Source organism: Segeticoccus rhizosphaerae, assembly GCF_009192725.1.
Taxonomy (GTDB): domain Bacteria; phylum Actinomycetota; class Actinomycetes; order Actinomycetales; family Dermatophilaceae; genus Segeticoccus; species Segeticoccus rhizosphaerae.
In genome coordinates this window covers 1-23339 of the sequence record NZ_VOHR01000015.1, presented here as the reverse complement: position 1 = coordinate 23339, position 23339 = coordinate 1, and the positions used below count along the sequence as shown (strand labels likewise).

24 protein-coding genes are annotated in these 23339 nt (G+C 69.9%); 14 read left to right on the top strand and 10 right to left on the bottom strand.

What is annotated here, in order from left to right; translation table 11 throughout:
- Positions 1-302: 302 nt before the first annotated feature.
- Positions 303-743, top strand: coding sequence for a class F sortase (locus FRW57_RS22925; protein ID WP_162529237.1), 441 nt, complete (start codon positions 303-305; stop codon positions 741-743).
- 43 nt (positions 744-786) lie between these two features.
- Here FRW57_RS22925 and FRW57_RS02735 read toward each other — a convergent pair whose 3' ends face one another.
- The 5 genes from FRW57_RS02735 to FRW57_RS02715 form a co-directional block, all read right to left on the bottom strand.
- Positions 787-1275, bottom strand: coding sequence for a hemerythrin domain-containing protein (locus FRW57_RS02735; protein ID WP_137122261.1), 489 nt, complete (start codon positions 1273-1275; stop codon positions 787-789).
- A 153-nt stretch (positions 1276-1428) separates the two neighbouring features.
- The gene (locus tag FRW57_RS02730) at positions 1429-2817 is read right to left on the bottom strand and encodes an amidase (RefSeq protein ID WP_152185226.1); all 1389 of its coding nucleotides are present in this window, start codon (positions 2815-2817) and stop codon (positions 1429-1431) included.
- Positions 2807-2992 (bottom strand): hypothetical protein, encoded by a 186-nt coding sequence (locus tag FRW57_RS02725; protein ID WP_137122263.1) that lies wholly within the window; start codon positions 2990-2992, stop codon positions 2807-2809. Before FRW57_RS02725 ends, FRW57_RS02730 begins: the two co-directional genes overlap by 11 nt.
- Positions 2993-3276: 284 nt before the next feature.
- Positions 3277-3843 carry a hemerythrin domain-containing protein gene (locus FRW57_RS02720; RefSeq protein WP_137122264.1) on the bottom strand — a complete coding sequence of 189 codons (567 nt, stop codon included), beginning with the start codon at positions 3841-3843 and terminating at the stop codon, positions 3277-3279.
- A 48-nt stretch (positions 3844-3891) separates the two neighbouring features.
- The gene (locus FRW57_RS02715) at positions 3892-5763 is read right to left on the bottom strand and encodes a transketolase (protein ID WP_137122265.1); all 1872 of its coding nucleotides are present in this window, start codon (positions 5761-5763) and stop codon (positions 3892-3894) included.
- 81 nt (positions 5764-5844) lie between these two features.
- Here FRW57_RS02715 and FRW57_RS02710 point away from each other — a divergent pair, with 81 nt between their 5' ends.
- From FRW57_RS02710 to FRW57_RS02680, 6 genes are read left to right on the top strand one after another with little or no spacing between them, the layout of a single operon-like run.
- A complete protein-coding gene (locus FRW57_RS02710; RefSeq protein ID WP_137122266.1) occupies positions 5845-6357 on the top strand; it encodes a Na+/H+ antiporter subunit E in 513 nt (170 codons plus the stop codon).
- Positions 6354-6614, top strand: coding sequence for an MrpF/PhaF family protein (locus tag FRW57_RS02705; protein ID WP_137122267.1), 261 nt, complete (start codon positions 6354-6356; stop codon positions 6612-6614). Before FRW57_RS02710 ends, FRW57_RS02705 begins: the two co-directional genes overlap by 4 nt.
- Positions 6614-7015 (top strand): monovalent cation/H(+) antiporter subunit G, encoded by a 402-nt coding sequence (mnhG, locus tag FRW57_RS02700; RefSeq protein WP_137122268.1) that lies wholly within the window; start codon positions 6614-6616, stop codon positions 7013-7015. Before FRW57_RS02705 ends, mnhG begins: the two co-directional genes overlap by 1 nt.
- 4 nt (positions 7016-7019) lie before the next feature.
- Positions 7020-8291: an MnhB domain-containing protein gene (locus FRW57_RS02690; RefSeq protein ID WP_202911587.1), complete on the top strand. Its 1272-nt coding sequence runs from the start codon at positions 7020-7022 to the stop codon at positions 8289-8291.
- Positions 8288-8656: a sodium:proton antiporter gene (locus FRW57_RS02685; protein ID WP_137122269.1), complete on the top strand. Its 369-nt coding sequence runs from the start codon at positions 8288-8290 to the stop codon at positions 8654-8656. The genes FRW57_RS02690 and FRW57_RS02685 overlap by 4 nt, the downstream gene beginning before the upstream one ends.
- Complete coding sequence (locus FRW57_RS02680; RefSeq protein ID WP_152185225.1) at positions 8653-10407, top strand: complex I subunit 5 family protein; 1755 nt, start codon at positions 8653-8655, stop codon at positions 10405-10407. The genes FRW57_RS02685 and FRW57_RS02680 overlap by 4 nt, the downstream gene beginning before the upstream one ends.
- Positions 10408-10474: 67 nt before the next feature.
- Here the strand turns inward: FRW57_RS02680 and FRW57_RS02675 are convergent, their stop codons facing one another.
- On the bottom strand, positions 10475-11560 hold the full coding sequence (locus FRW57_RS02675; protein ID WP_152185224.1) for an AI-2E family transporter: 1086 nt from the start codon (positions 11558-11560) through the stop codon (positions 10475-10477).
- 324 nt (positions 11561-11884) lie between these two features.
- Between FRW57_RS02675 and FRW57_RS02670 the strand changes: the two genes are divergently transcribed.
- On the top strand, positions 11885-12631 hold the full coding sequence (locus tag FRW57_RS02670; protein ID WP_162308213.1) for a sigma-70 family RNA polymerase sigma factor: 747 nt from the start codon (positions 11885-11887) through the stop codon (positions 12629-12631).
- Between the two features lie 122 nt (positions 12632-12753).
- Positions 12754-13491, top strand: a complete 738-nt coding sequence (locus FRW57_RS02665) for a GAF and ANTAR domain-containing protein (protein WP_162308214.1) — start codon at positions 12754-12756, stop codon at positions 13489-13491.
- Between the two features lie 39 nt (positions 13492-13530).
- On the opposite strand, the gene FRW57_RS02660 is transcribed toward FRW57_RS02665, so the two are convergent.
- Complete coding sequence (locus FRW57_RS02660; RefSeq protein ID WP_137122274.1) at positions 13531-14688, bottom strand: FUSC family protein; 1158 nt, start codon at positions 14686-14688, stop codon at positions 13531-13533.
- A gap of 107 nt (positions 14689-14795) precedes the next feature.
- On the opposite strand from FRW57_RS02660, the gene FRW57_RS02655 reads away from it, so the two are divergent.
- Genes FRW57_RS02655 through FRW57_RS02645 form a run of 3 tightly spaced genes read left to right on the top strand, consistent with a single transcriptional unit; the run spans position 14796 to position 18482 of the window.
- Positions 14796-16631: a cytochrome P450 gene (locus FRW57_RS02655; RefSeq protein WP_152185222.1), complete on the top strand. Its 1836-nt coding sequence runs from the start codon at positions 14796-14798 to the stop codon at positions 16629-16631.
- Complete coding sequence (locus FRW57_RS02650) at positions 16631-17545, top strand: SDR family oxidoreductase (protein ID WP_137122276.1); 915 nt, start codon at positions 16631-16633, stop codon at positions 17543-17545. The genes FRW57_RS02655 and FRW57_RS02650 overlap by 1 nt, the downstream gene beginning before the upstream one ends.
- A gap of 4 nt (positions 17546-17549) precedes the next feature.
- Positions 17550-18482: a DMT family transporter gene (locus FRW57_RS02645; RefSeq protein ID WP_202911588.1), complete on the top strand. Its 933-nt coding sequence runs from the start codon at positions 17550-17552 to the stop codon at positions 18480-18482.
- A gap of 8 nt (positions 18483-18490) precedes the next feature.
- Here the strand turns inward: FRW57_RS02645 and FRW57_RS02640 are convergent, their stop codons facing one another.
- The gene (locus FRW57_RS02640; RefSeq protein WP_137122277.1) at positions 18491-19075 is read right to left on the bottom strand and encodes a type 1 glutamine amidotransferase domain-containing protein; all 585 of its coding nucleotides are present in this window, start codon (positions 19073-19075) and stop codon (positions 18491-18493) included.
- Positions 19076-19191: 116 nt separating this feature from the next.
- Positions 19192-20607 carry an argininosuccinate synthase gene (argG, locus tag FRW57_RS02635; protein ID WP_137122278.1) on the bottom strand — a complete coding sequence of 472 codons (1416 nt, stop codon included), beginning with the start codon at positions 20605-20607 and terminating at the stop codon, positions 19192-19194.
- Between the two features lie 129 nt (positions 20608-20736).
- Between argG and FRW57_RS02630 the strand changes: the two genes are divergently transcribed.
- On the top strand, positions 20737-21279 hold the full coding sequence (locus FRW57_RS02630; protein WP_238384747.1) for a ferritin-like domain-containing protein: 543 nt from the start codon (positions 20737-20739) through the stop codon (positions 21277-21279).
- Positions 21280-21379: 100 nt separating this feature from the next.
- The gene (locus FRW57_RS02625; RefSeq protein WP_162529236.1) at positions 21380-22108 is read left to right on the top strand and encodes a GAF and ANTAR domain-containing protein; all 729 of its coding nucleotides are present in this window, start codon (positions 21380-21382) and stop codon (positions 22106-22108) included.
- 58 nt (positions 22109-22166) lie between these two features.
- Here the strand turns inward: FRW57_RS02625 and FRW57_RS02620 are convergent, their stop codons facing one another.
- A complete protein-coding gene (locus tag FRW57_RS02620) occupies positions 22167-23066 on the bottom strand; it encodes a Rieske (2Fe-2S) protein (RefSeq protein WP_137122281.1) in 900 nt (299 codons plus the stop codon).
- Between the last annotated feature and the right edge of the window lie 273 nt (positions 23067-23339).

The following is a 23339-nucleotide window of genomic DNA, read 5'->3' as shown; positions in this document are numbered from 1 at the left end:
GTTACGTCTCGCCCAGTGTCATCACTCACGAAGGACACGCCGGCCTCGTGGCGCCCACCGGCCAGCCGGCGACGAAGGCCCCGGCTCGGACACGGAGCACTGGCCCGACGGCAACACCCACCAGCACGCACTCGGGCCGGCAGCGAAAGGGTGAACCGTCGGCCAAGACCCAACAGCCATCCGCGCCCAGCACGCAGCGCGCGACGTCGACGTCGACGTCGACGGCAGCCTCCTTGGGTGATCGGAAGACGTCATCACCCTCGCGACCGAATCCGCGGGCACCCCAGGGCGCGCCGTCCCACGTGACCGTCGTGTCGGCCCACGGCGTGGAGCAGGTCGACACCTCCCTGCGCCCGGCCTATCTCGACAAACAGGACTACCTCATCCCCGCCCCCGGTGCTGCCGGGTGGTACGCGGAGGCAGGCTGGCCGAAGCCCGGCTACCCGGGCACGTCGATCCTCGTCGGCCACATCAGCTGGAGCCACCAGCCGGATGTCTTCTGGAACCTCCCGCGGGTCCGGATCGGTGACACGGTCGTCGTCACCTACACGTCCGGTCAGAAGGTCCGCTTCACGGTGACCAGGTCGTCGCCGGAGCGCAAGACGTCGGTGCCGCACGACACCAGCATCTGGGACGCCGGCAACCCGCGACCGCTGTTGCGCCTCATCACCTGTGACCCTTCGACCACCTTCGTCAACCACCACTACCTCGGGAACTGGGTGGTGTGGGCCGTTCCGGCCTGACCCAGCCAGTCGGCGGGGCAGGAAGGCTCGTGGGCCGGCAGCGTCAGGTGGAGATGCCGTCCACGCTCGCGATCATCTCCCTGCCCGCGTGGGCGGCATGCCACGCGTCGATCGCCGTGTCCCACTCGTCACCATCGAGCTCGGTGAGCGACGCCGGGAAGAGACCGTCCTCCTCCTTGCGGATGTGGACGTAGAGCTCGTCCAGCGCCTCCCGGATCCGGTGCCGGTCGCTCTCCTTCGTGAGGTCGACGCTCGCCAACAGCCCTGCCAGCTCGCGGTGTTCAGCGACGAGCGGGTCGATGTGCTCGGCGTAGAGCTCTTCGCGTCGCAAGACGGCGAAGAGTCCCTGTTCCTCGCCCTGCCAGTGCGCCCGGAGCTCGTCCGCCATCGAGGACAAGTGCTCCCGGGCGGCGTCGAAGTCGCCGCGTTCGCAGGCTCGGAGCGCCTCCTCGCCGGAATGCGTCGAGCGCTCGTGCTCGGCGATGTAGTCACGCAGCAGCGGGATGTCCCGACACCCGCAGTACTGGCACACTGCCCCTCCTCGTTGACGACTTCACCCGATTGTCGCCCAGGCCCGTCGCCGTTGCCGCATGGTGGCCGCTTCAGGGGTGGTTCGGCGACAGCGCGCAGGCTCGACCGATGCCGTGCACAAGGGTTCTCGCGCCTTCCCCACCCACCTGGGCGCCTACTCGCGATCGAGATGGGCGGTCGGCCCGGCCGAGCCCAACAGGCCGAGCTCTTCGACCGCCCGGCCGGTGTCGAGCACCCGCTGATCGGCGAGCGCCGGCCCGATGATCTGGAGGCCGACCGGCATACCATCGACGAGACCACACGGCACCGACAGGGACGGCAGGCCCAGCAGGCTGGCCGGAGTCACCACGGAGAACACGCCAGCGCCCGAACCGCCGATGGTGGGCGTGGGCACGGGGACCATCGGCGCCACGAGCAGGTCGACCTCGTCGAACACGCGCTGCATCTCCTGTCGGAGCCGGCGGCGCAACTGCTGGGCCTGGAGGTACTCCACGGCGCTCGGGAGCTCTCCGCACTCGAGGAGCAGCCGCACATCGTCCGCGAAGTCCTGCGGCCGGTCGCGCAGGTTCGCGTGGTGGACCGTGCTCGCCTCGGCCGTGTCGATCACCGTCAGGGCATGGTCGCCGTGTCGCAGCCCGCGCACCTCCACCGGCCGGACCACGGCGCCAGCCCGCTCGAGGCCTGCGATCGCGGCGCGGACGACAGCCTCGATCTCGGGATCGACGTTGTGGAAGAAGTACTTCTCGTCGACGCCCAGCACGACCCCGGTGCAGTCTGCCGAGAGACCGCCAACTGTGGTGGTGGGCGGCAGGTCGACGGAGGCCGGGTCGCGCGGATCGAACCCACTGATGGCGTCGAGGAGGATCGCGGCGTCGGTGACGGTGCGAGTCATCGGGCCGACGTGGTCAAGGGTCCACGCCTCCGGGAAGCAGCCGTACTTGCTGACCCGCCCGTAGGTCGGCTTCAGGCCGACGATCCCGCAGAGAGACGCCGGCACCCGGATCGAACCCGAGGTGTCCGAGCCGAGGGCACCCAGGGCCAGTCCCGTCGCGACCGAGACCGCCGAACCCCCGCTCGAGCCGCCCGGTGACCTGTCCAGTCGCCACGGGTTGCGGCAGGTGCCGAAGACCCGATTGTCCGTCGTGCCGCCGAGGGCGTACTCGTGCAGGTTCAGCTTGCCCAGGACGACGGCACCAGCATCGGTCAGCCGGGAGACGACCGTCGCCGTGTCCTCGGGGACGAAGTCGCGGTGGATGGTGGAGCCCATCGTGGTGACGCGACCCGCGACATACAGGTTGTCCTTGATGCCCAGGGGTATGCCGTGCAGCGGGCCCCTCCATCGGCCGGCAGTGATCTCCTGCTCCGCCTCCTTCGCCCGCGCCGCGGCCTCCTCGCGGTAGACGGAGATGTAGGCCCGCAGGGTGTCGTCGTGGCGGTCGATCCGCTCCAGGACGGCATCCGTCAGCTCGACCGGGGAGACCGTCCGGGACCTGATCAGCGAGGACAGCTCCGCGATGGAGTGGTCGGTCAGCTCACGCGTCACGGTCGTGCCCCTGGGCCGGGAAGACGAGGGGTATGTCGAAGTCGCCCAGCATCGCCTCGTCCACCCCCTGGCGTCCGGCCAGCAGGCTCTGCCAGTGGTCCTCGACCTCCTGGTGGTCGCCGACCGGGACCTCGATGCCACGGGCCCGCAGCAGCCGCACCGCGATCGGATCCATCAGCTCTCCTTGGCCTGACCGAGCCCTGCGGCCCGGGTCAGGCCAGACTACGGCGCCGGCACACGCCGACGGAGAGGGGCCGAGCCGGCCGAGTCCGGCGCCGGATGCGGGCGGGAGCTTTACGGGCGGGCGCTCGAGGAGCGCCCGCCCGGACATGAGTTCCGTCCCGCTCCGGGGAGCGACGGCTATCAGCATGTCGCCGCCCATCTACCCCGGTTTGTGACGGCCATTCCTGCTCTGAGCCCCCACTTTCGTGCGGCCGTCGAGGACCGCCTGCAGCGCGCTCAGCCGGGAGAGTCGTTGCGGTGCTCGGCCAGCTGCCCGAGCTCCTCCTTGGCGCTGTCGAGGATCACGAGGAACGGAGACGTGTCACCCCGCCCGAGGGGGCTTCCCGGCTGCATCACCAGCTCCGCGACGTACTCCAGGCCTTGGGCCATCTGGCCGAGCGCCGCATCGTCGGCAGCGGCCAGCAGCGCCGGCAGCTCCTCCGTCTCCTCCGCCTCGGCGTGCGACGTGACGGCTTCCGCGAGCTCTCCCAGGGTCTGCTCGAAGTCGGCCGAGCCGGGGTCGAGGCCCTCCAGGGTCGTCATGACCTCACCGGCGTCGTCCTCCTCGTCGACCCGCTCCCGGGCGACGTCCGGATCGGCCAGTTCCTGCTCTCCGACCGGGTGGATGAAGGACTCCTCCACCGCCTCGTGGACCGCCAGGTAGCGGCGCAAGGTCGAGAACGTGGCGCTCCGCTCCGCCCCTGCGGTCTTGGTCACCGCCTCCAGCAGCTGCTTGAGGTCACGGTGCTGCTCCTGCACCAGCTCCATGACCTCTTCGGCGGAACTCGTCGTCGCGAACTGCATCGTCACTCCTCGTCGCTGGTTGTGCTCCCCCGGACTGCCCTCTGGCGCCTACGTTTTGGCGGTGCTCTCGGCCCCGGACCGTGCCGGCTCGGCGAGCACGTCGCGCACTGCTGCCGCGACAGCCTCCGCATCGATGCCTGCGGCATGTCGCAACTCCTCAGGCGTGCCGGAGACCGGCATCTCCCGCACCGCGAGCTTCACCACCGCCGGCCGTTGCGGGTCCGTCGCCAATGCCGCGAGGACAGCGTCGCCGAGACCCCCCTCGGGCCAGTGGTCCTCGACCGTCACCAGCGCGCGTGTCTCCCGGGCCGCGGCCGCCAGCGCGTCGGCGTCGATGGGCTTGATGCTGTAGCAGTCGAGGACGCGTATGTCGATGCCCTCACCTGCCAGCACGTCGGCCGCACCCAGGGCCTCGTCGACCGTGGCCCCGCACGCGACGACTGTCACCTGGTCGTGGTCGGTCGACCGTGCCGTCCGGCTGCCGCCGATGGTCACTGCCTCGGACGAGGGCGTCCGCACGGGCGTCTTCCCCCGAAGCGTCCGCAGGTAACTGATGCCCGGACGGTCGGCCATCTGCTGCACCAGCTGCACGGTCTGGTTGGCGTCGGACGGGTGCAGCACTGCGCTGCCGTGCACCGCCCGGAAGGTCGCGAGGTCCTCCAGCGCCATCTGCGACGGCCCGTCCTCACCGATGGAAACGCCGGCGTGCGACCCGACCAGGCGCAGGTCGGCGCGGGAGATCGCCGCCATCCTGGTGAAGTCCTGCGCCCGGGTGAAGAAGGCCGCGAACGTGGAGGCGAAGGGCTTCCAGCCACGCACCTGCATGCCCACGGCAGCCGCGACCATCTGCTGCTCGGCGATGAACATCTCGAAGTATCGGTCGGGGTGCGCCTCCGCGAAGAGGTCGGAGTGGGTGGAGTTGGACACCTCGCCGTCCAGGGCGACGACGCCGCCGTCGACGTCGCCCAACCACGACAGCGCAGTCCCGTAGGCGGATCGCGTGGCGACCTCCTCGCCCAGGTCCCACGACGGGCGTTCCGCCTGCTTGGTGTCGAAGAGGTGCGGCTCGTCCTGCGTCTCGGGCCCTGCCAGGGTCACGGTCAGGTGGCGTTGACCACCGAGCTCCTTGATGGCGGCCTGCGCGTCCTCCAACGGTTTGCCGTGGAAGCCCGGCTTGTCCTCGACCGCCGCCACTCCCCGCCCCTTGCGAGTCTTGGCGAACAGCACGGTGGGCTTGGACGACTCGCTCACGGCCTGGGACAGCGCCGTGGCGATCTCGCCCACGTCGTGACCGTCCAGCACGAGGGCCCGCCACCCGAAGGCCCTCGCCCGGCGTGCGTAGCCCTCGAGGTCCCAGCCCAGCATGGTCTCCCGGGTCTGCCCGAGCCGGTTCACGTCGACGATCGCGACGAGGTTGTCGAGCTGCTCCCACGCGGCGTGCTGGAAGGCCTCCCAGATCGATCCCTCGGCCATCTCGGAGTCTCCGCACAGCACCCAGACCCGGTAGGGGAGCCGGTCCAGCCGGCGCGCCGCGAGGGCCAGCCCGACGCCGATCGGCAGCCCCTGCCCGAGCGACCCGGTCGCCACGTCGGTGGGCGGGATGCGCGGTGTGGGGTGGCCCTCCAGCCGGCTCCCGAAGCGGCGGTAGGTCAGCATCTCCTCGTCGGAGATGATGCCCGCCGCCTTCAGCAACGCGTAGTAGAGCGGTGAGGCATGGCCCTTGGAGAAGATCAGGTGGTCGCGGCGGGCGTCGTCGAGCTCATCGACATCGAGTCGCAGGTGGCGGTCGAACAAGACGGCCATCAGGTCGGCCGCGGACATCGACGACGTGGGGTGGCCCGATCCAGCGGCATCGCTCATCCGCACCGAGTCGACCCGCAGCTGCTGGGCGAGATCACGGCAGAACTGGTCGTCACTCATAGTGATTGCGAGTACCCGCAGGGCACCGGTTCAAACGGCGCTGCCCCGGTGAGCGCGGCGCGATCGGGGTAAGGATCTCGCATGAGGGTCGTCGCAGTGGCCACGTGGTGCTACCTCGTGTGGGTGGCGCTGAGCTGGACGGCAACCGTGGAGTTCGCCGTCGCCGGCCTCCTGGTCTCGCTCGCAGTCGGCCTGGCCCTCAGCCCGCTCGGTCACCTGCCCGGGCCCTGGACCCTCCTTCGACCCCGACGGGCAGCGGCCGTCCTGGCGCTGGGGACCTGGGTCCTCGTCCACTCGACCGCCTCATCGCTGCGGCTCGCGGCACGGATCTGGACCCCCCGCCGTCCCTTGGCCAGCGGGATGGTCATCGTCCCGACCCGGGCCCGCACCGACGCCGAGCTCGCCGCCGTCGGCATCCTCACCTCGTTGGTCGTCGACAGCCAGCTGGTGGACCTCGCCAGGGCCGACGACGAGCTCCAGTTCCACGTCCTGCAGGCCCCAGCGGGCGGCGCCGAGGACGCGCGCCGGGCGATCAACGGTCCCGTCGAGCGGCTGCTCCTCGGTGCCCTCGGACGCCGGGAGGAGTCGACGTGAGCCAGGTCTTCCTGGCCGCAGCACTCGCGGAGCTGGTCCTCACCGTCCTCCCCCTGTGGCGCCTGGCCAGCGGCCCCACGATCGGTGACCGCATCGTCGCCGTCAACCTCGTGGCCACCCAGAGCATGCTCGCGGTCTTCCTGTTCGCCGCCGCGGCGGGCCGTGACATCTACCTCGGGGTGGCCCTCTGGCTCGCGTCCTTCTCCTACCTCGGCACGATGTTGTGGGCGCGCTACCTCGAGCGGGGGCTGCTCTGATGCGCCTGGTCGTCGTGGCGGCTCTCCTCACCATCGGCGTCGGCTTCTCGCTCACGGCGGGCCTGGGACTGATCCGCATGCCCGACGTCTACACCCGGGTCCACAGCTCGACGCTGGCAGCGGTGCTGGGCGCCGTGCCGGTGTTCCTCGCCCTGGTCGTCGGCAAGGGTCCGATCAGCCGGTACGGCGGTGAGTCGCTGCTGGCCTGCATCCTCGTGCTGGTGTTTGCGCCCCTGTCGGCCCACGCCCTGCTACGGGCCACCTACCGCGGCCGGGTGCCGCTCTGGTCGGGCGCGAAGGTCGACCAACCACGTGACCGACTGCGCGGGAAGGACTCCGGAGCGGATGCCGGTGACGAGCCCGACAGCGGTGCCGGCCCCGAGCCGCAGGCACGGGGCTGAGCCGGTGTTCTGGGCTGTCGACTACCTGCTGCTCGCGCTCCTGCTGACCGCCGCGTTCCTGGTGATTCGGCTGCGCAACCTCAACGCGTGCGTCATGGCGCTGTCCGCTCTGGGGCTCCTGCTCACCGTGGTGTTCGTGGTCCTCGGCGCGCCGGACGTGGCCCATGCGGAGGTGGTGGTGGGCGGGGTCGCGTTGCCCACGCTCTTCCTGATCGCGATCGGCAAGGCGCGCACTGAGGTCGCCGAACCCGAGCAGACCAATCTGGAGGAGACCAGCCAGTCGCCGGCACGCTCGTCGACCTCGCTGCGGACCGGCGGGACCGGTGCTCCCGACCTGCTGCGCCACCGCCCCCACGCCGCCGTGCTGTCGCTCCTCCTGCTGGCCGCACTGGTGGTCGCGATGCTCGCGATCCCCCGCGGCGCACGACCCCTACCCGGCATGGCCCGACACGCCATCCAGGTCGCCCTACCGCAGTGGCACCTGACGGAGGTGGTGAACGAGGTGGTCTACGGCACCAGGGCTTTCGACACCTTCGGCGAGACGTTTCTGCTCCTCGCCGCGGTGCTGAGCGTCGTGGTCCTCACCCGGCCGAGAGAACCACGCAGCGGCTACGTGGGCGAGGACGTCGCAGGCCGTCAGGAACAGCTCGAGATCGATCCGCACCTCCGGAGCGGGCCCGACGAGAGGCAGGCACGCGAAGCCGAACGGGAGGAGGAAGGCCTGGGCAGAGGGCCGCTGACCACCGATGCGCAACCGTTCGCCAAACCCTTCCCCGAGCGAGGGGAGGAGATGACCGTGGTGGTGCGGATGGGGGTCCGCGTCGTCGCGGTGCTGCTCACCACCGCCGGCTGCTTCCTCGTCGTGCAAGGGTATACCCCGGGAGGCGGATTCCCCGCCGGGGCAGTGCTGCTCGGCGTCGTGCTGCTCATCTACGTGGCACACGGTTACCACCGGGTCGCGGCCGTGGTGCGCCCGGCGGTCGCCGAGACGATCGAGCTGCTCGGTGCCCTCGCGATCATCGTGCTGCAGTCGCTCGGCCTGCTCCTGCGCGGCTCCTTCACCGCCAACTGGGTCCCGCTCGCCCCGGCGCGCACCCTCCGTAGCGGCGGGATCGCCCAGGCGTTCTCCCTCGGGGAGTTCGTGGTGGTCTCGAGCGGCCTGGTCATCGTCGTGTTCGCCGTGCTGGGTGCCACGCGTGACTGGACCTCCGACGACGACTCGGCCGACTCCGCTGGCCAGGACCGGACGGCTCACGAGGGTGGTGACGAATCGTGATCGTCGCCAACTACGTCGCTGCCGCCCTGCTGTTCGTCCTCGGCCTCTACACCGTCCTGACCCGGCGCAACCTGGTCAAGATGGTCATGGGTCTGTCCCTCATGGAGAGCTCGACCTATCTGCTGATCGTGTCGCTCGCGCACCGACCCCACTCGACCGCGCCGGTCCTGGTCGAACCTCCCCCGGGCCGCACCGCACAACAGCTCGTCACCGGTGACGTCGCCGACCCCGTGCTGCAGAACTTCTGCCTGACCGCGATCGTCATCGGCGTCGCCCTGACCGCCGTGTTCCTGTCGGCCGTCGTGCGCATTGCGCAGCACTACCGAACCCTGGACGCCGATGACGTCAGGGGCATGCGCGGATGACTCCGACGACGCTCGCGAGCCTGACCCCCCTCCCGGTCGTCGTCCCCCTCGCCGGAGCGGTTCTGTCGCCGTTGCTGGCCTGGTGGTCGCTGCGGCTCCCCGTCATCGTGTCCGTGGCCACGACAGCAGCATCGGCGGCGATCCTGTGCCTCTTCGTCCCCACGGTCCTGCACGGCAAAGTGGTCAGCCACTACTTCGGCCACTGGGGTCCGTCACACGGCTCGGTCCTCGGTATCGCGTTCGCCGTCGACGCCTGGGGCCTCATCTTCGCCCTCACCACCTCGGTGGTCGGAGCGGTCCTGCTGCTCTACACCCTCTCGGAACTGGGTCACCTGGGTCCTCGTGAGCTCGGTGGCTACGCCGGTCTGTTCCAGCTGCTTATCGCAGCACTGGTGGCGGCTGGCCTCACCGCGGACATCTTCAACCTCTTCGTCTGGTTCGAGGTCGCCGGGCTCGCCAGCTATGGTCTGACCGGCTTCTTCCTTGAACGGCCGATCGCCGTGGAGGCGGCGTTCAAGATCCTCGTGCTCACCACGATCGCAGGCTTCCTCATCCTCGTCGGGATCGCGCTGCTGTATGCCGAGCACGGTGCCCTGGGCTTCGGCGCGCTGCGTCACAGCCTGGCGGTCCAGGTCAGCAGCAGCGACCGGATCGCGTTGGGACTGTTGGTCGCCGGCTTTGCGACCAAGGCCGGGTTGATGCCCTTCCACGGGTGGCTCCCTGACGCGCACACCGCCGCGCCCGGTCCCGTCTCGGCCCTCTTCTCGGGGCTCATGGTCAACCTGGGCCTGCTGGCGATCGTCCGGCTGCTCTACCAGGTCTTTCCACTGCATGCGACCCACGGATTGGGCCTGCTCACCTGTCTCGGTGTGGTGTCGGCGCTGCTCGGCGCGCTGCTGGCCCTGGCGCAGGACGACCTCAAGCGAGTGCTCGCCTACGACACGGTGTCCCAGATGGGCGTGCTGGCAGTCGGATTCGGCACCGGCAGCCCGGCAGGCACTGCCGGGGCGACCTACCACCTGCTGAACCACGCGCTCTTCAAGTCGCTGCTCTTCCTCGTCGCGGGGGCGATCGTCCACCGGACCGGCGTGACCAAGCTGTCCCAGCTCGGCGGGCTCTGGCGAAGCACGCCCAGCCTGACCATCGCCTTCATCGTCGGCACGCTGTCCATCGCTGGCGCGCCGCCGTTCAACGGTTACGTCTCCCTGGGACTGATCCACGAAGGGGTGGCCACCACGGGAGAGCATGTGGTCTACGGCGTTATGCTGCTCGCCCAGGTCCTCACCATCGCGGCGTTGGCGCGCGCCGTGTGGCTGGGCTTCCTTCGTCCCCGGCAGTCCGCCTACGAGAACGAGGCGAAGGCACGGCCCGGGATGCTCACGGCACTCGCCGCCCTTGCCGCCCTCTGCCTGGCCTTCGGCGTCCTCGGCGAGGCCGCGCTGTCTCGCCTGATGGCGCCGGCAGCGGCAGGGCTGCTGCATCCGCACGGCTACGTCAAGAGCCTCTTGGCCCCGCCAGTGGCACGCGTTAGCCCCGTGGTGGTCCACTGGTCCTACTGGGAACGCAAGGAACTCGCCATCGTTGTCGTCACGGTTCTGCTCGGCATCTGCCTCGTGCCGCTCTACCTGCGGCGCGACGAACCGCACGCCGTGACGGCTCTGCGCCGGCTGCACTCGGGGTCGGTCAACGACTACGCCGCCTATCTCAGCCTCGGCGCGATCCTCGTCGTGGCCGGCTTCGCGCTGCGCTGAAGCGGTGCTGCGAGTCGGGACAGTTGGTGGGCGATGTCTTCGGTCTCGATGAAGGGACGCGAGCGAATCACCTTGGCCCACGGCCGGACTCGCGCTCCGTCGGACGTGGCTCTGCCGGAGGGTCGCGCGGCTCGGCTGGAACGCCCTCGATGCGCTGGATGGCCGCGTATGCCGCGGCGGTCACCGGCACCGCCACCAGCGCGCCGGGCAATCCGTCGAGGACACCACCCACCGTGATCACCACGGCCACCACGAACGGGTGCAGCCGCACGTAGCGGCCCACGAGGAAGGGCTGCAACACGTGGGCCTCGATCTGGTCTGTCACGAACAGGACCACCACCAGGACGATCGCCCCCGTGGGGCCGGCCGTCGCGAAGGTCACCAGCACCGCGATCCCACCCGCGAGGAGCACCCCGAGCAGCGGGACGAAGCTCCCGAAGAAGACGAGCACCGCCAGCGGCGCCGCCAGAGGCACCCCGAGGAGCAGCAGCGTGACGGCGACGACCACCGTGTGGAAGGCGGCGATCAGGATGGTGCCGCGGATCCACCCGGAGAGTCGACCGAAGGCGCGCTCCGCCGCCTCGTCCACCTGTCGACGCGCCCTGTGCGGGAGGCCGCCCACGATCCATCGCCACATCCGCCTTCCGTCGGCAAGCAGAATCAGCGTGAAGAGCAACGTGAGGACGGCGCCGGTCAAAACCTCGGCGCCAGTGGCCAATCCGGTGAGTGCACCCCGCGCCAAGGTGTCGCGGTGCGACTCCAGCTCCTGGACCACGTGTCCCTGCAAGGAGGTCAGTGTGTCATTGCGAAGGTGCAGCCTCGCGACCGTCCGGCTCAGCTGCTCCACCAGCGTGGGGGCCTCGTCGACGACCTGTTGCACGACCCACGTGATCGTCGCGCCCAGGAGCACCAGGCTGAGGACCACGGTGAAGACCGTCGCCACGACGCGCGGAATGCGGTGCCGGCTCAACCAGCCCGTGACCGGTGACAGCAGCGCGACGAGCAGTAGTGCTGCCACCAGGGGGAGGAACACCAGACCGAACGTCTCGACGATCCGCAGCAGCAGCCAACCCGCGGCGGCGACCATGAGCAACCGCCACGACCACGCGGACAGGTCCCGGAGCAAGGGTGGCACCGGAAGTCGCCCGGACATGCTGTCACCACCGTCCGAGGAAGACACGTGGTGGACCTACCCGTGCACCAGGCCGTCAAAACCGTGAGCACATCTCGCGGCCTGTCGGCGGCAGATTCACCGTCGGCCTCTTGCCAAGGTGGAGAAGTGATGCTTTGATTCAAAACAGGCGAGTCGGTCCAGCAGCGTCGGCCCTCGTGTCCGCTTCTCCCCCGAGGTGGCTCGACCGTGAACCTACTCTCCGCCCGAACCAGTTCCTGCCGCACTCTCCAGTCCCGGACTGTCGAGAGAACTCCCCGCACCGTCGAGAATGGTGTCGAGAATTGTTCCGACGACGTTGACAGCGTGACCGAAGATCTCCTGAGCCGCCTTGCGACAGAGCAAGACCCGGCCCAGATTGAGCTCATCTACGAGCAGTTGGTGGAGCGACACCTCGACCTGGTCAACGCGATCGCCAACCGTTACCGCAGGCGGGGGGTCGAGTGGGACGACCTGGTCCAGGTCGGTCGGCTCGCACTGTGCAAGGCCATCACCGGCTACCGCAGCGGGAGGGGACCCGGTTTCCGCGCGTATGCCGTCCCGACCATCACCGGCGAGATCAAGCGCTACTTCCGTGACCACGTCTGGGACGTGCGACCACCCCGACGGCTGCAGGAGCTCCAGCTGGACCTGCGCGAGTGCGAGGGACACCTCGGCCAGCAACTGGGCCACAGCCCCTCCGACCGCGAGCTTGCCGCCGCCCTCGGGATCGACGAGAGCGCGCTGCGTGACGCTCAGGTTGCGGGGCGGGTGTCGACCACGATATCCATCGATGCCCCAACCGAGTCGGGCTCTGGCACCACGTGGTCCGACCATCTCGCCACACAGGAGAAGTCCTACGACCTGGTCGAGGCCCGGGTACTCCTGCGGCCGGCCGTCGAGGTCCTGTCGCCCAGGGAACGCCGCATCATCTACCTCAGGTTCGTGTGCGGCTGGACCCAGCAGGAAATCGGGCAGACCCTCGGCGTGAGCCAGATGCAGGTGTCGCGTCTGCTCAGCCGCATTCTCGGCAAGCTCCGTGCCCAAGTGGTTCCGCGCGCGCGGGCCAGTTGACCCTCGAACGGGCGAAGCGGGTCCGGCGATGGCGTACGGTGGAAGACGCGGACCCTCCTTCGCACGGTGGTCCACGAACTTCGTGTGGACGCCCGGTGGGGCGCAGGTCTCGTGGAGGTGTGGTGGACAACCAGTCCGAGGCGCTCGACCGGGCAGTCGAGTTTGCCCGCATCAGCCGGGAGCTGCACGCCGAGCCCGGCACCGGGCCGACGCTCGACCGCATCGTCGAGCTGGCGGTGGAGTCGATCCCGGCCTGTGAGCACTGCGGTGTCTCTCTGCGTCACAGCGACAACACCGTGGAGACTCCCGCGAGCACGTCAACCATCGTGGAGAAGGCCGATGCGCTGCAGTACGAGTTCGGGGAGGGACCGTGCCTCGACGCCATCTGGTCGCTGGACCTGGTGGTCATCGACGACCTGCGCCAGGAGGGGCGGTGGCCGAAGTGGGCGCCGCGTGCCGCCGACCTCGGTCTCGGCTCGGTGCTCAGTGTCCGCATCCGCGGCGCCAGCGGCACGCTGGGCGGACTCAATTGCTATTCCACCGCCACCCGCGCCTTCGACAGCACCGACGAGGCCGTCGCGAGCATCTTCGCCCGCCACGCAGCCGATGCCCTGGATGCCGCGGAGGAGCGAGCCGGGCTGCGGAAGGCCCTGCGCAGCCGGCAGGTCATCGGAGTGGCCCAGGGTCTGCTCATGCAGCGGTTCAACCTCTCCCTCGACCAGTCGTTCGAAGTGCTGCGCCGCTACTCGCAGAACCAGAACCTGAAACTGCGCGAACTGGCCGAGCAGCTCGTGATCGAGGGGAGAATCCCCACCGACGCCACCGGGCGGCTCGCACTCGATTCCGCCGACGAGGCTTGAGCGGATCACCGAGAACGGGTCGGCCGGCCATGGGCATCATCACTGGTCGCCGTGCCGCTGGGTGTAGGTGTGCAGACAGCGCTTCGCGGTGACCGCCACGGCACCGGCCAGGTAGCGGTCCATCCGGTCGTCGAACTGCTGGTCGTCGACCTGGTCGAGCAGCGCGTCGATGGCCTCGTCGGCCCGTCGCTGCAGCACGCTGCCCGGCGCTGCTCGCTCCGGGGTGTCCAGCACGTCGGCGAGCGCGGCGAGCGCCTTGGCAGAGTCCTGCCGGAGCTGCTCGCCGAAGATGGAGTAGTCCCGGTGCTCGAACTCCATCAGCACCACCCCGAGGTCCTCCACCAGCCAGCTACAGCGTTCGAGGGCATGGCTGACCTCGATGAGGTTCACCTGCACGGGGTCCCACCTGCGGGCCCTCAGGTTGCCGATCTTGGCCCGCTGCGACTGGTGCGCCAGACCACTCATCTCCTCACGGGGAGTGTTCAGCGCGCGGAGTCGCTCGTGCCACAACTCGCGGCCCGGGAGATCGTCCAGAGTCAGCACCTGCACCATCTCGCGCAGCTGCTGCACGAGCAGACTCCTCATGCGGGTGACCGCGATGTCCACCTCGTGCAGTGGCAGCGGGGGAAACACGAAATTCAGCAACAAAGCCACCACGGCACCGAGCGCCACCTGGACGAGGTAGGCCACGGCATACCAGTCCGTGCTCGCCCCCTGCACGGTCAACACGAAGAGCGCGGCCAAGGGGACCCAGGCCCGCTGGGCGCCAAACCACCGGATGCCGCCGAGGACGGTCCCCACGCCGATGACGATGCCCACGGTCAGCGCATTCGGCCAGGTGATCGCCTGCGTGGCCACCGCGAGCAGCACTCCGAGGAGGATCGCGCTGGTGACGCGCATCGCCTCCTTCACCGAATCGCTCACGGCCGGCACCATGACCGTCAGTGCACCCAATGCCGCGTAGTAGGGGTACTGGCCGAGTCCACGCGGCACCCAGGAGCCCAGCTCGTAGGCGAGGCCGGCGGCGACCATCGAGCGCATCGTCAGGCGCAGCAACGGGTGGTGCACGAAGGTGCTCATCCTGGATGCGGTGGCATCGCGCTCGGCATACTCGCGCTCATCTTCGGTCGGCTCAGGCAGCTCCGAGCCGTCATCAGCGGGTTCGGGCACGGCCGAGCCGTCGTCAGTGGTTTTCACAGGACTCCCTTCTACCGGCAGAGGACATCACACGCTGGACGATCGCACCAAGGGGGCAGGGGCAGTCGCCGACGAATGTCTGCCTGTCATCCGGGTAGAGGAGAGACATGCCCCAGGACCAGACCCTCTCGATGCTGCGGCGCGGCTACACCTTCCGTTCGAGCGTCTTCGGCCACGGCGACGACCGTGACGCGGTGGTCATCCGCTTCCTGGGGCAGCCCACCCTCTTCGTCACGGGCGAGACGGGCGCCAGGCTCTTCTATGACGACTCCCGCCTCACCCGCGTGGACGCCGCTCCGGCCGCCGCGGGCAACCTCATCTTCGGCCGAGGTGGCGTGCAGGGACTGGAGGGAGAAGCGCACCAGGCCCGTCGCCGCTTGTTCCTGGACGTGCTGGACCGGGAAGGCGTCGCCCGGCTCACCGACGTGGTGCGCCGCAGATGGCAGGAGGCGCAGTACCACTGGGTCGCCGCCGGTCGCGCGTCGTTGCACGGGGCGGCCGTCGAGGTGCTGGGCAGGTCCGCCCTGGAGTGGGCCGGCGTCGACGCTCCTGACCCGGTCCGGACGGCCCACGACCTGGCCGCCATCATCGACGGCTTCGGGTCGATCGGTCTGCGCAACCTCCGGGGCCGTCTGGCGCGTCGACGTTGCGAACAGCTGGCGCGCGACGCCGTCGCCACCGCTCGGCGAACCGCACCGGCCACCGGGATCCGAGCGCGGTCTCCCCTGCAGGCCGTCGCCCACGCCCGCGAGGCCGATGGCTCGCTGTTGGACCTTCGGGTCGCGGGGGTCGAGCTGCTGAACCTGCTGCGCCCGATCGTCGCCGTGGCGTGGTTCGTCGACTTCGCCGCCATCGCGTTGGCCAAGCATCCGCGGTGGAGGGCACGGGTGAGCACCGCTGGCAGCGACGCAGACCGCACCGCCTTCGTCCACGAGATCCGCCGCTACTACCCCCTAGCGCCGCTCCTGGCCGCCCGGGCCAAGAAGGAGTTCAGCTTCGCCGGTTCGACCGTCCAGCCGGGACAGCGGGTGCTTCTCGACATCATCGGGATCAACCACGACCCGCGGCTGTGGAACGCGCCCTGGCGATTCGAGCCCGAGCGGTTCCTGCGCCGCGTACCGGGCGAGTACGACTTCGTCGCCCAGGGCGGTGGGCCCTTCGCCACCGGGCACCGCTGCCCCGGTGAACCGACCACGGTGGCACTGCTGGAAGAGCTCGCGCGAGCGCTCGCCGACCTGCCCTTCCACATCTCCCGCGCCGAGCTGTCGTTCCCTGCGCACCGAGTGCCGACGCGGCCGCTCCGGGGGCCGGTCCTGCGCGACCTCGGAGCCGCCGCGCGACACCCCACCGGCGTTTCCGTCGAGACGAACCGTGAACCCCACGAGGAGGACTGGACCATGAGCAGTCATGCCGACCTGGTCGCTGCCGTCACGGCCCAGCACGGGCAGATCGCCCAGCTGATCAGCCGCACGGCGCAGAGCGAGGGCGAAACACGCCGCGAGGCCTTCGAGGCGCTGCGGCGTCTGATGGCCCTGCACGAAGCCGCGGAACAGGCGACCATCCACCCGCTGGTGACGGCGTCGAACGGCGAGGGATCCGAGGTCGGGCAGGAACGCGTCGAGGAGGAGGACGAGGCGTCGAACCTGATGGAGCGCCTCGAGTCGTTCGACGTGACCAGCTACGAGTTCACCATCCAGGTGCAGCTGCTCGAGGAGGCCGTGACGTTCCACGCCAACGCCGAGGAGACCCGCGAGCTGCCCAGGCTTCGGGATGCTCCGGAGGCGGACCTGCGCCGTGCGATCGGGGCTCTCTCGACGGTGGAGCAGCTGAGCTCCCCGGAGTCGGAGTGGTCGCCGGGGGACCGCTCCTTCGGGGCGATGGTGCGCTCGGCGGCCACGCTGTTTGCGGTGGCGACCACCCCAGCAGACGGGAGGAACGGTTGATGAACGAGCAGCAGAGGGCCGAGCCGGAGGTCTCGCGGCGCGCGTCCGAGCTGACCAACGACCAGGGTGGCTTTTCCTCCCAGGAGCAGGAGCCGCCCGGTTGGACCGGGCAGATGCGTCCCCTCCCCGACCACGGGGAGCAGACGTATGTCGGGCACGACCGCCTGCGCGGACTGCGCGCCCTCATCACCGGTGGCGACTCCGGGATCGGACGAGCGGTGGCGATCGCCTACGCGCGGGAGGGCGCAGACGTCGCGCTGTCCTTCCTGGACGCGGAGCGGGAGGACGCCGAGGACACCGCAGGGATCGTCGAGGAGGCTGGGCGCAAGGCAGTCCTGCTGCCCGGCGACCTGACCGATCACGACACGGCAGCCGGTCTGCCGGAGCGGGCCGCGGGGGCGTTGGGCGGACTGGATATCCTCGTCAACAACGCGGGCTACCAGATGGCTCGTGGCGGAGGCATCGAGGAGATCGACCCGGACCGGCTCGACCGCGTGCTCAAGACGAACCTCTACGCGCTCTTCTGGATCACCCGGGCAAGTGTGCCGCTGTTGGGTCCGGGGTCCAGCATCATCAACACGACGTCGATCCAGGCCTTCGAGCCGTCGGTACCGTTGTTGGACTACGCCTCCACCAAGGCCGCCATCAACAACTTCACCGTGAACCTTGCGGCCGAGCTCGGACCGCGCGGTATCCGCGTCAACGCCGTGGCCCCCGGCCCGATCTGGACGCCGCTGCAGCCGGCGACCCAGGAGGGTGACCACCTCGAGAAATTCGGCGGCGACACGCCGTTGGGCCGGGCGGGCCAGCCCAGCGAGGTGGCTCCCGCCTACGTCTTCCTGGCCGCACCCGCCGAGGCGAGCTACGTGTCGGGCACCGTGGTCGGGGTCACGGGCGGAAAACCGGTCTTCTGACACCGTGCTCGCGGTCTGCGCCACCCTGGCTGTCCTCGCCGCGACGTCGAACGCCACGGCCTCCGTGCTGCAGCGGAAGGCCGCGCGACACACCGACAACGAAGCCGGCATGGGCATCGCCGTGCTGTGGCAGCTCGCGCACCAGAAGGCGTGGATCGCCGGGATCGCGGCGCTGCTGCTCGGCTTCGCCCTGCAGGCGGCGGCACTCGCGACCGGGCCGATCACCTTGGTCCAGCCGCTGCTGGTGCTCGAGCTCGCCGTCGCCCTGCTGCTGAGCGGGCTCGTCTTCGGCGGCAACCTGGGCCGACGGGTCTGGGCCTCCATCCTCGGTATGAGCGCCGGGCTCGCGCTGCTGCTGGTCGGGCTGCGCCCGGTGGCCGGCGACCCCAGGGGCGCATCGACCCTGACGTGGGTCCTCGGCTGCGTCGCCAACCTGGGGCTGGTCGCCGCCCTGACCGTCGCTGGACACCGGGTCTGGGGTGCACGCCGCGCCGAGCTGCTGGGCGTGGCCGCCGGCGCCGGCTTTGGATTCACGGCAGCACTGGTCTCAGGTGTCACCGCGGCCTTCCCCCTCGGGGTGAGCGGGGTCCTCGGCACCTGGCAGACCTGGGCCATGGTGCTGATGGGGCCGGCCGGCTTCTTCATGCTCCAGAACGCGCTGCGGGCAGGCAAGCTCGTGGCTTCGCAGCCGGGACTCAGCCTGGCCAACCCGCTGGTGTCGATCGGCTGGGGGGTGGCCGTCTTCGGCGAACAGGTCAGGGCCGGACCCTGGCTGGTCGCGGAGATCGCCGGGGCCGCCCTCGTGGCGTTCTGCACCATCCAGCTCGCCCGGTCGCCCCTGCTGACCGACGACAGGGCGCAGGACGACTCGGCCCAGGCGGACTCGCCCCCGACCGGGCAGGAGGACTCCTCGCCGACCGGCTCGGCGGGTGGCTGACGGAGTGGCTACGACCGGGGTGGTGACGGCTGGGGCGGTGCGGAGAACTCGGTCACCATCGCGGCGCAGAAGGCCTCGAGGTCATCCGGCTTCCGGCTGGTGACGAGCGGCCAGCCCTCGTCCGTGCACACGCACACCTCCTTGTCGACCCACGTCCCGCCGGCGTTGGTGATGTCGGTGCGCAGGCTCGGAAAGCTCGTGAGGATCTTGCCGTGCAGGACGTCGGCCTCCACGAGGGCCCACGGGCCGTGACAGATGGCGGCGACCGGCTTGCCGGCGCGCACGAACCGGGACACCAGCTCGACCGCCTCCGGCACCAGCCGCAGCCGGTCGGCGTTCGTGGTGCCGCCCGGGAGGACCAGGGCGTCGAAGTCGGCCTCGTCCGCCTCCTTGATGGCCAGGTCTGCCGTGAACTCGTCGGCCTTCTCGACGTCGTGGTGGAACGCCTGCACCACGCCCGCGTCGGGGGCCACCAGAGTGGGCGCGCCGGCGCTGTCGACGACGGCCTGCCACGGGGTGGTGAGCTCGACCTGCTCGACGCCGGAACCGGCCACGAGGAACGCGATCTTCTTGTCTTGGAGTTGTGTACCCATGACCTCTCGCTACCCAATGCCGCGAGGACGACTCGCTCCGGAGCCAACTACCGTGGAGCGCCACCGCGACTGCGACGGCTCGCGACCCTGGCCGGAGTCCCAAGGGGCGGCTCGCGTCAGTCCGTGCCGAACTCCATGGCCGCGCGGTCCAGCGCCTCCGACTCCGCGCTGTCCTCGCCGCGGGATGCGATCGCGTCCGCGCCGCCGCTCTGCAACGCGCCGACCAGCTTGGTGTGGGCGTCGCCCACCATGCCCAGCCCGGCATACTGCTCGAGCTTGGCCCGGGAGTCGGCGATGTCCAGGTTGCGCATCGTGAGCTGGCCGATCCGGTCGACCGGCCCGAACGCCGAGTCGAGCGTCCGCTCCATGGAGAGCTTGTCCGGGTGGTAGCTGAAGGCGGGACCGGTCGTGTCGAGGATCGAGTAGTCCTCGCCGCGGCGCAGCCGCAGCACCACCTCGCCGGTCACGGCCGCGCCGACCCAGCGTTGCAGGGACTCCCGGAGCATCAGGGACTGCGGGTCGAGCCACCTGCCCTCGTACATCAGCCGCCCCAGGCGCCGGCCCTCATTGTGGTAGTTGGCGATCGTGTCCTCGTTGTGGATGGCGTTGACGAGTCGCTCGTAGCCGATGTGCAGCAGCGCCATCCCCGGAGCCTCGTAGATACCCCGGCTCTTCGCCTCGATGATCCGGTTCTCGATCTGGTCGGACATGCCGAGTCCGTGTCGACCGCCGATGGCGTTGGCCTCATCCACCAGGTCCACCGGGCTCGGAAACTCCTTGCCGTTGATGGCGACCGGGCGTCCTTGGACGTAGCGGATCGTCACGTCCTCGGGGAGGATCTCGACCTCCGGGTCCCAGAACTTCACGCCCATGATGGGGTCGACCGTCTCCAGGCTGGTGGCCAGGTGCTCGAGGGTCTTGGCCTCGTGGGTGGCGCCCCAGATGTTGGCGTCGGTGGAGTAGGCCTTCTCCGTGCTGTCGCGGTAGGGCAGCTCGTGCTCCAGCAGCCACTCCGACATCTCCTTGCGGCCGCCCAGCTCGGTGACGAAGTCCGCGTCGAGCCACGGCTTGTAGACGCGCAGCATGGGGTTGGCGAGCAGCCCGTAGCGGTAGAACCGCTCGATGTCGTTGCCCTTGAAGGTCGACCCGTCGCCCCAGATCTGCACGTCGTCCTGGAGCATGGCCCGCACCAGCAGCGTGCCGGTCACGGCCCGGCCGAGCGGGGTGGTGTTGAAGTAGGGCCGCCCCGCCGAGCGGATGTGGAACGCGCCGCACGTCAGGGCGGCCAGACCCTCCTCGACCAACGCCTCCCGGCAGTCCACCAGTCGGGTGAGCTCGGCCCCGTATGCCGTGGCTCGCCCGGGCACGGACGCGATGTCCGGCTCGTCGTACTGGCCGAGGTCAGCGGTGTAGGTGCAGGGAACGGCGCCCTTGTCGCGCATCCACGCGACGGCCACGGAGGTGTCGAGGCCTCCGGAGAAGGCGATGCCGACGCGTTCGCCGACGGGGAGGGAAGTCAGTACCTTGGACACGAGGAAGAGTATGCACTCGAATGCATGATTATGCAACCTCGGTGTGGAAGCATGCGGTCACCCCGATCGGGTAGTCCCTTGGTGGAATCGTGCCCTCGAGGCACCACGCAGCGAGTAGGGAAGGCAACCGTGGCAAACCAGACGAACCAGTTCGAGCTCGACGTCAAGAAGATCCGCGACGAGGCGCGGCAGCACATGGACAAGGGGCCCGTCACCGCGGGCAACACGGCCGACACCGACCGGATGATCGAGATCCTCAACCAGGTCGTGGCGACCGAGATCGTCTGTTACCTGCGCTACAGCCAGCACGCGATCGCGGCCAGCGGCATGGACCGCGCGCAGGTTGCCGCCGAGTTCGTCGAGCACGCCGCGGAGGAGATGCAGCACGGCCAGCGCGCGGCCGAGCGGGTCAGCCAGCTCGGCGGAGCACCGGACTTCGACCCGGCCACGCTGGCGAAGCGCAGTCACACCGAGTACGTCACGGTGTCCGACACCGACCTCGATCGGATGCTCCAGGAGAACCTGGTCGCGGAGCGGATCGTCATCACGAGCTACCAGGAGATCATCCGGTGGATCGGCGACTCCGACCCGACCACGCGGCGGATGATGGAGGACATCCTCGCGGAGGAGGAGGAGCACGCCGACGACCTCAACGACCTGCTCGGCAACTGAGCCGGGGCGTGGGCGATCCACGGGGACCGCGACGTAGGATGGGAACGCCGCGCAAGCAGTGCGCGTCCTTGATCCCTTCGCGTCACGCTGGGAGTCTTCCGTGCACGAGGAACCATCGGGGTTGAACCGCGCAGCTGAGTTCGCCCGCATCAGCAGCGAGTTGCGCGCGCTGCCCGAGGAACAACCCACTCTGGAGCGAATCGTCGAGCTCGCGGTCCAGACCATCCCCGCCTGTGACTTCTGCGGTGTCACCCTCTCCACCAAGGACGGGGTCGAGAGCCCGGCCGCGAGCTCGCGGGTGGTCGAGAAGCTGGATGCCCTGCAGAACGAGCTCTCCGAAGGTCCCTGCCTGTCGGCCCTCTTCGCCTTGGACACCTATGTCATCGACGACGTGGGCGCCGACAAGCGGTGGCCACAGTGGTCTCCCCGGGCCCACGATCTCGGCATCGGCTCCGTGCTCAGCCTGCGGCTGTCCACCCCCAACCAGGTCCTGGGAGCGCTCAACCTCTACGCGGCTGCCACCGCTGCCTTCGATCCCACCGACGTGGCGGTCGCCAGCATCTTGGCGCGGCACGCCGCCGACGCGCTCGACGTCGCGCAGGAGCGCAAGGGGCTACGCATCGCCCTGCGCTCACGTCAGCTCATCGGGGTGGCGCAGGGCATGCTGATGCAGCGCTACGAGCTGACCCTGGACCAGTCCTTCGAGGTTCTGCGCCGCTACTCCCAGGACCAGAACATCCGGCTCCGGGACCTCGCCGAGCAGCTGGTGGCCGACGGCCACATCGCGGACGACCAGGCGAACCCGTTCGCTGCGGTCCAGCCGAGCTGACCCAGCGCGCCGACTCGGTCGTGGTCGCGGGTCCGCTCGAACAGCGTGATGGCCAGGATCAGGACACCGGGTTGGTCCGCAGCGACCTGTCCTCGTCACCCGCGCGCACCTGGACCCGCCCGTCCTGGACCCGCACCTCGAAGGTGGGCATCGGCCGGCTGGCCGGGCCGTGCTGCACAGATCCGTCGCGCAGCAGGAACCTGCTCCCGTGCCAGGGGCACGTGACACAGCCGTCGGCGACCGACCCCTCGTGCAGCGGCCCGCCGCGGTGGCTGCACCGGTCGGCGAGTGCTGCGATCCGGCCCTCACTCCTGACGAGCAGGATCGGCATGCCGTCCGCGTGCACCAGCAGTCCGCGCTCCTGCACCACCTCGGTCTCGGCGCAGACGTCGGTCCACTCCGTCGGGACCACCTGGAAGGCCGTGGTGTCAACACCGACCCCCAGGCCGTAGGCAAGGTGTCCTCCGAGCCACCCGGACGCCATCGCCACGGTGGCGCCACTGAGGCCCAGGGCCGCACCGGCGCGATGCTGCCCGCGCCGACGCGCCGACCAGCTGGCCGCCGAGAGGGTCAGTGCCGTCAGGTTGCACAGGGCGTGCACGAGTCCGACCCGGCGTTCCGCGCCCGTGGTGTCCATCCAGTCATTGGCCCCGGTGGCGGCAGCGGGCAGCGCGCCGAGGCAACCCAGCCCGACGAGCCGCTGTGCCGCGGGACGCCCGGCCACTCCTCCGAACACATCGAGGGCAGCGGCGGACAGCCACGCGCCCACCGGCACCAGGACCGCGGCCGGATGAGCCGGGTGGCCGGTGGGGGTGCCGCTGAGCACGTCGTTGACCGTGCCCCGACCGATGACCTTCGATACCACCGAACCGAGTGGCCCGGTGACGGCGTCCAGCCCCGTCGCCTCTTCGCACGCCCGAACAACCTTCTCGAGGCTCTTGCCCACCGTGGTGATCATTGCCGCCCTCTTCTCGTCGCGTCCTCTACCGGTACCCATCGAGCCGGGCGGCACACGCGCCGTGCTTCGGTATGCTCTCCGGCACGGCGGGTAGGAGTCGGGGCACGACCCTTGTCCGCAGAGAGGCCTCTTCGCATGCACCAGTTCCGCACGCCCTCCGGCCACGCGCCCGGGCCGGCCCAGGTCGTGACCCCCGCGGGTCACCCGGTCGACACCTGGCGCTCCACCGTCGAGGCCGCTGCGTGGCTCGATCCGCGGCAGCTCGCGGCGGCC

Excerpts from the sequence above, each read along its gene's own strand:
- FRW57_RS02725 (WP_137122263.1), bottom strand. The coding sequence starts at position 2,992 with ATGGATCCGATCGCGGTGCGGCTGCTGCGGGCCCGTGGCATCGAGGTC.
- FRW57_RS02715 (WP_137122265.1), bottom strand. The coding sequence starts at position 5,763 with ATGAGTGACGACCAGTTCTGCCGTGATCTCGCCCAGCAGCTGCGGGTC.
- FRW57_RS02650 (WP_137122276.1), top strand. The coding sequence starts at position 16,631 with ATGAACGAGCAGCAGAGGGCCGAGCCGGAGGTCTCGCGGCGCGCGTCC.
- FRW57_RS02680 (WP_152185225.1), top strand. The coding sequence starts at position 8,653 with ATGACTCCGACGACGCTCGCGAGCCTGACCCCCCTCCCGGTCGTCGTC.
- FRW57_RS02675 (WP_152185224.1), bottom strand. The coding sequence starts at position 11,560 with ATGTCCGGGCGACTTCCGGTGCCACCCTTGCTCCGGGACCTGTCCGCG.
- FRW57_RS02640 (WP_137122277.1), bottom strand. The coding sequence starts at position 19,075 with ATGGGTACACAACTCCAAGACAAGAAGATCGCGTTCCTCGTGGCCGGT.
- mnhG (WP_137122268.1), top strand. The coding sequence starts at position 6,614 with ATGCGCCTGGTCGTCGTGGCGGCTCTCCTCACCATCGGCGTCGGCTTC.
- FRW57_RS02655 (WP_152185222.1), top strand. The coding sequence starts at position 14,796 with ATGCCCCAGGACCAGACCCTCTCGATGCTGCGGCGCGGCTACACCTTC.
- FRW57_RS02720 (WP_137122264.1), bottom strand. The coding sequence starts at position 3,843 with ATGCAGTTCGCGACGACGAGTTCCGCCGAAGAGGTCATGGAGCTGGTG.
- FRW57_RS02710 (WP_137122266.1), top strand. The coding sequence starts at position 5,845 with ATGAGGGTCGTCGCAGTGGCCACGTGGTGCTACCTCGTGTGGGTGGCG.
- FRW57_RS02620 (WP_137122281.1), bottom strand. The coding sequence starts at position 23,066 with ATGATCACCACGGTGGGCAAGAGCCTCGAGAAGGTTGTTCGGGCGTGC.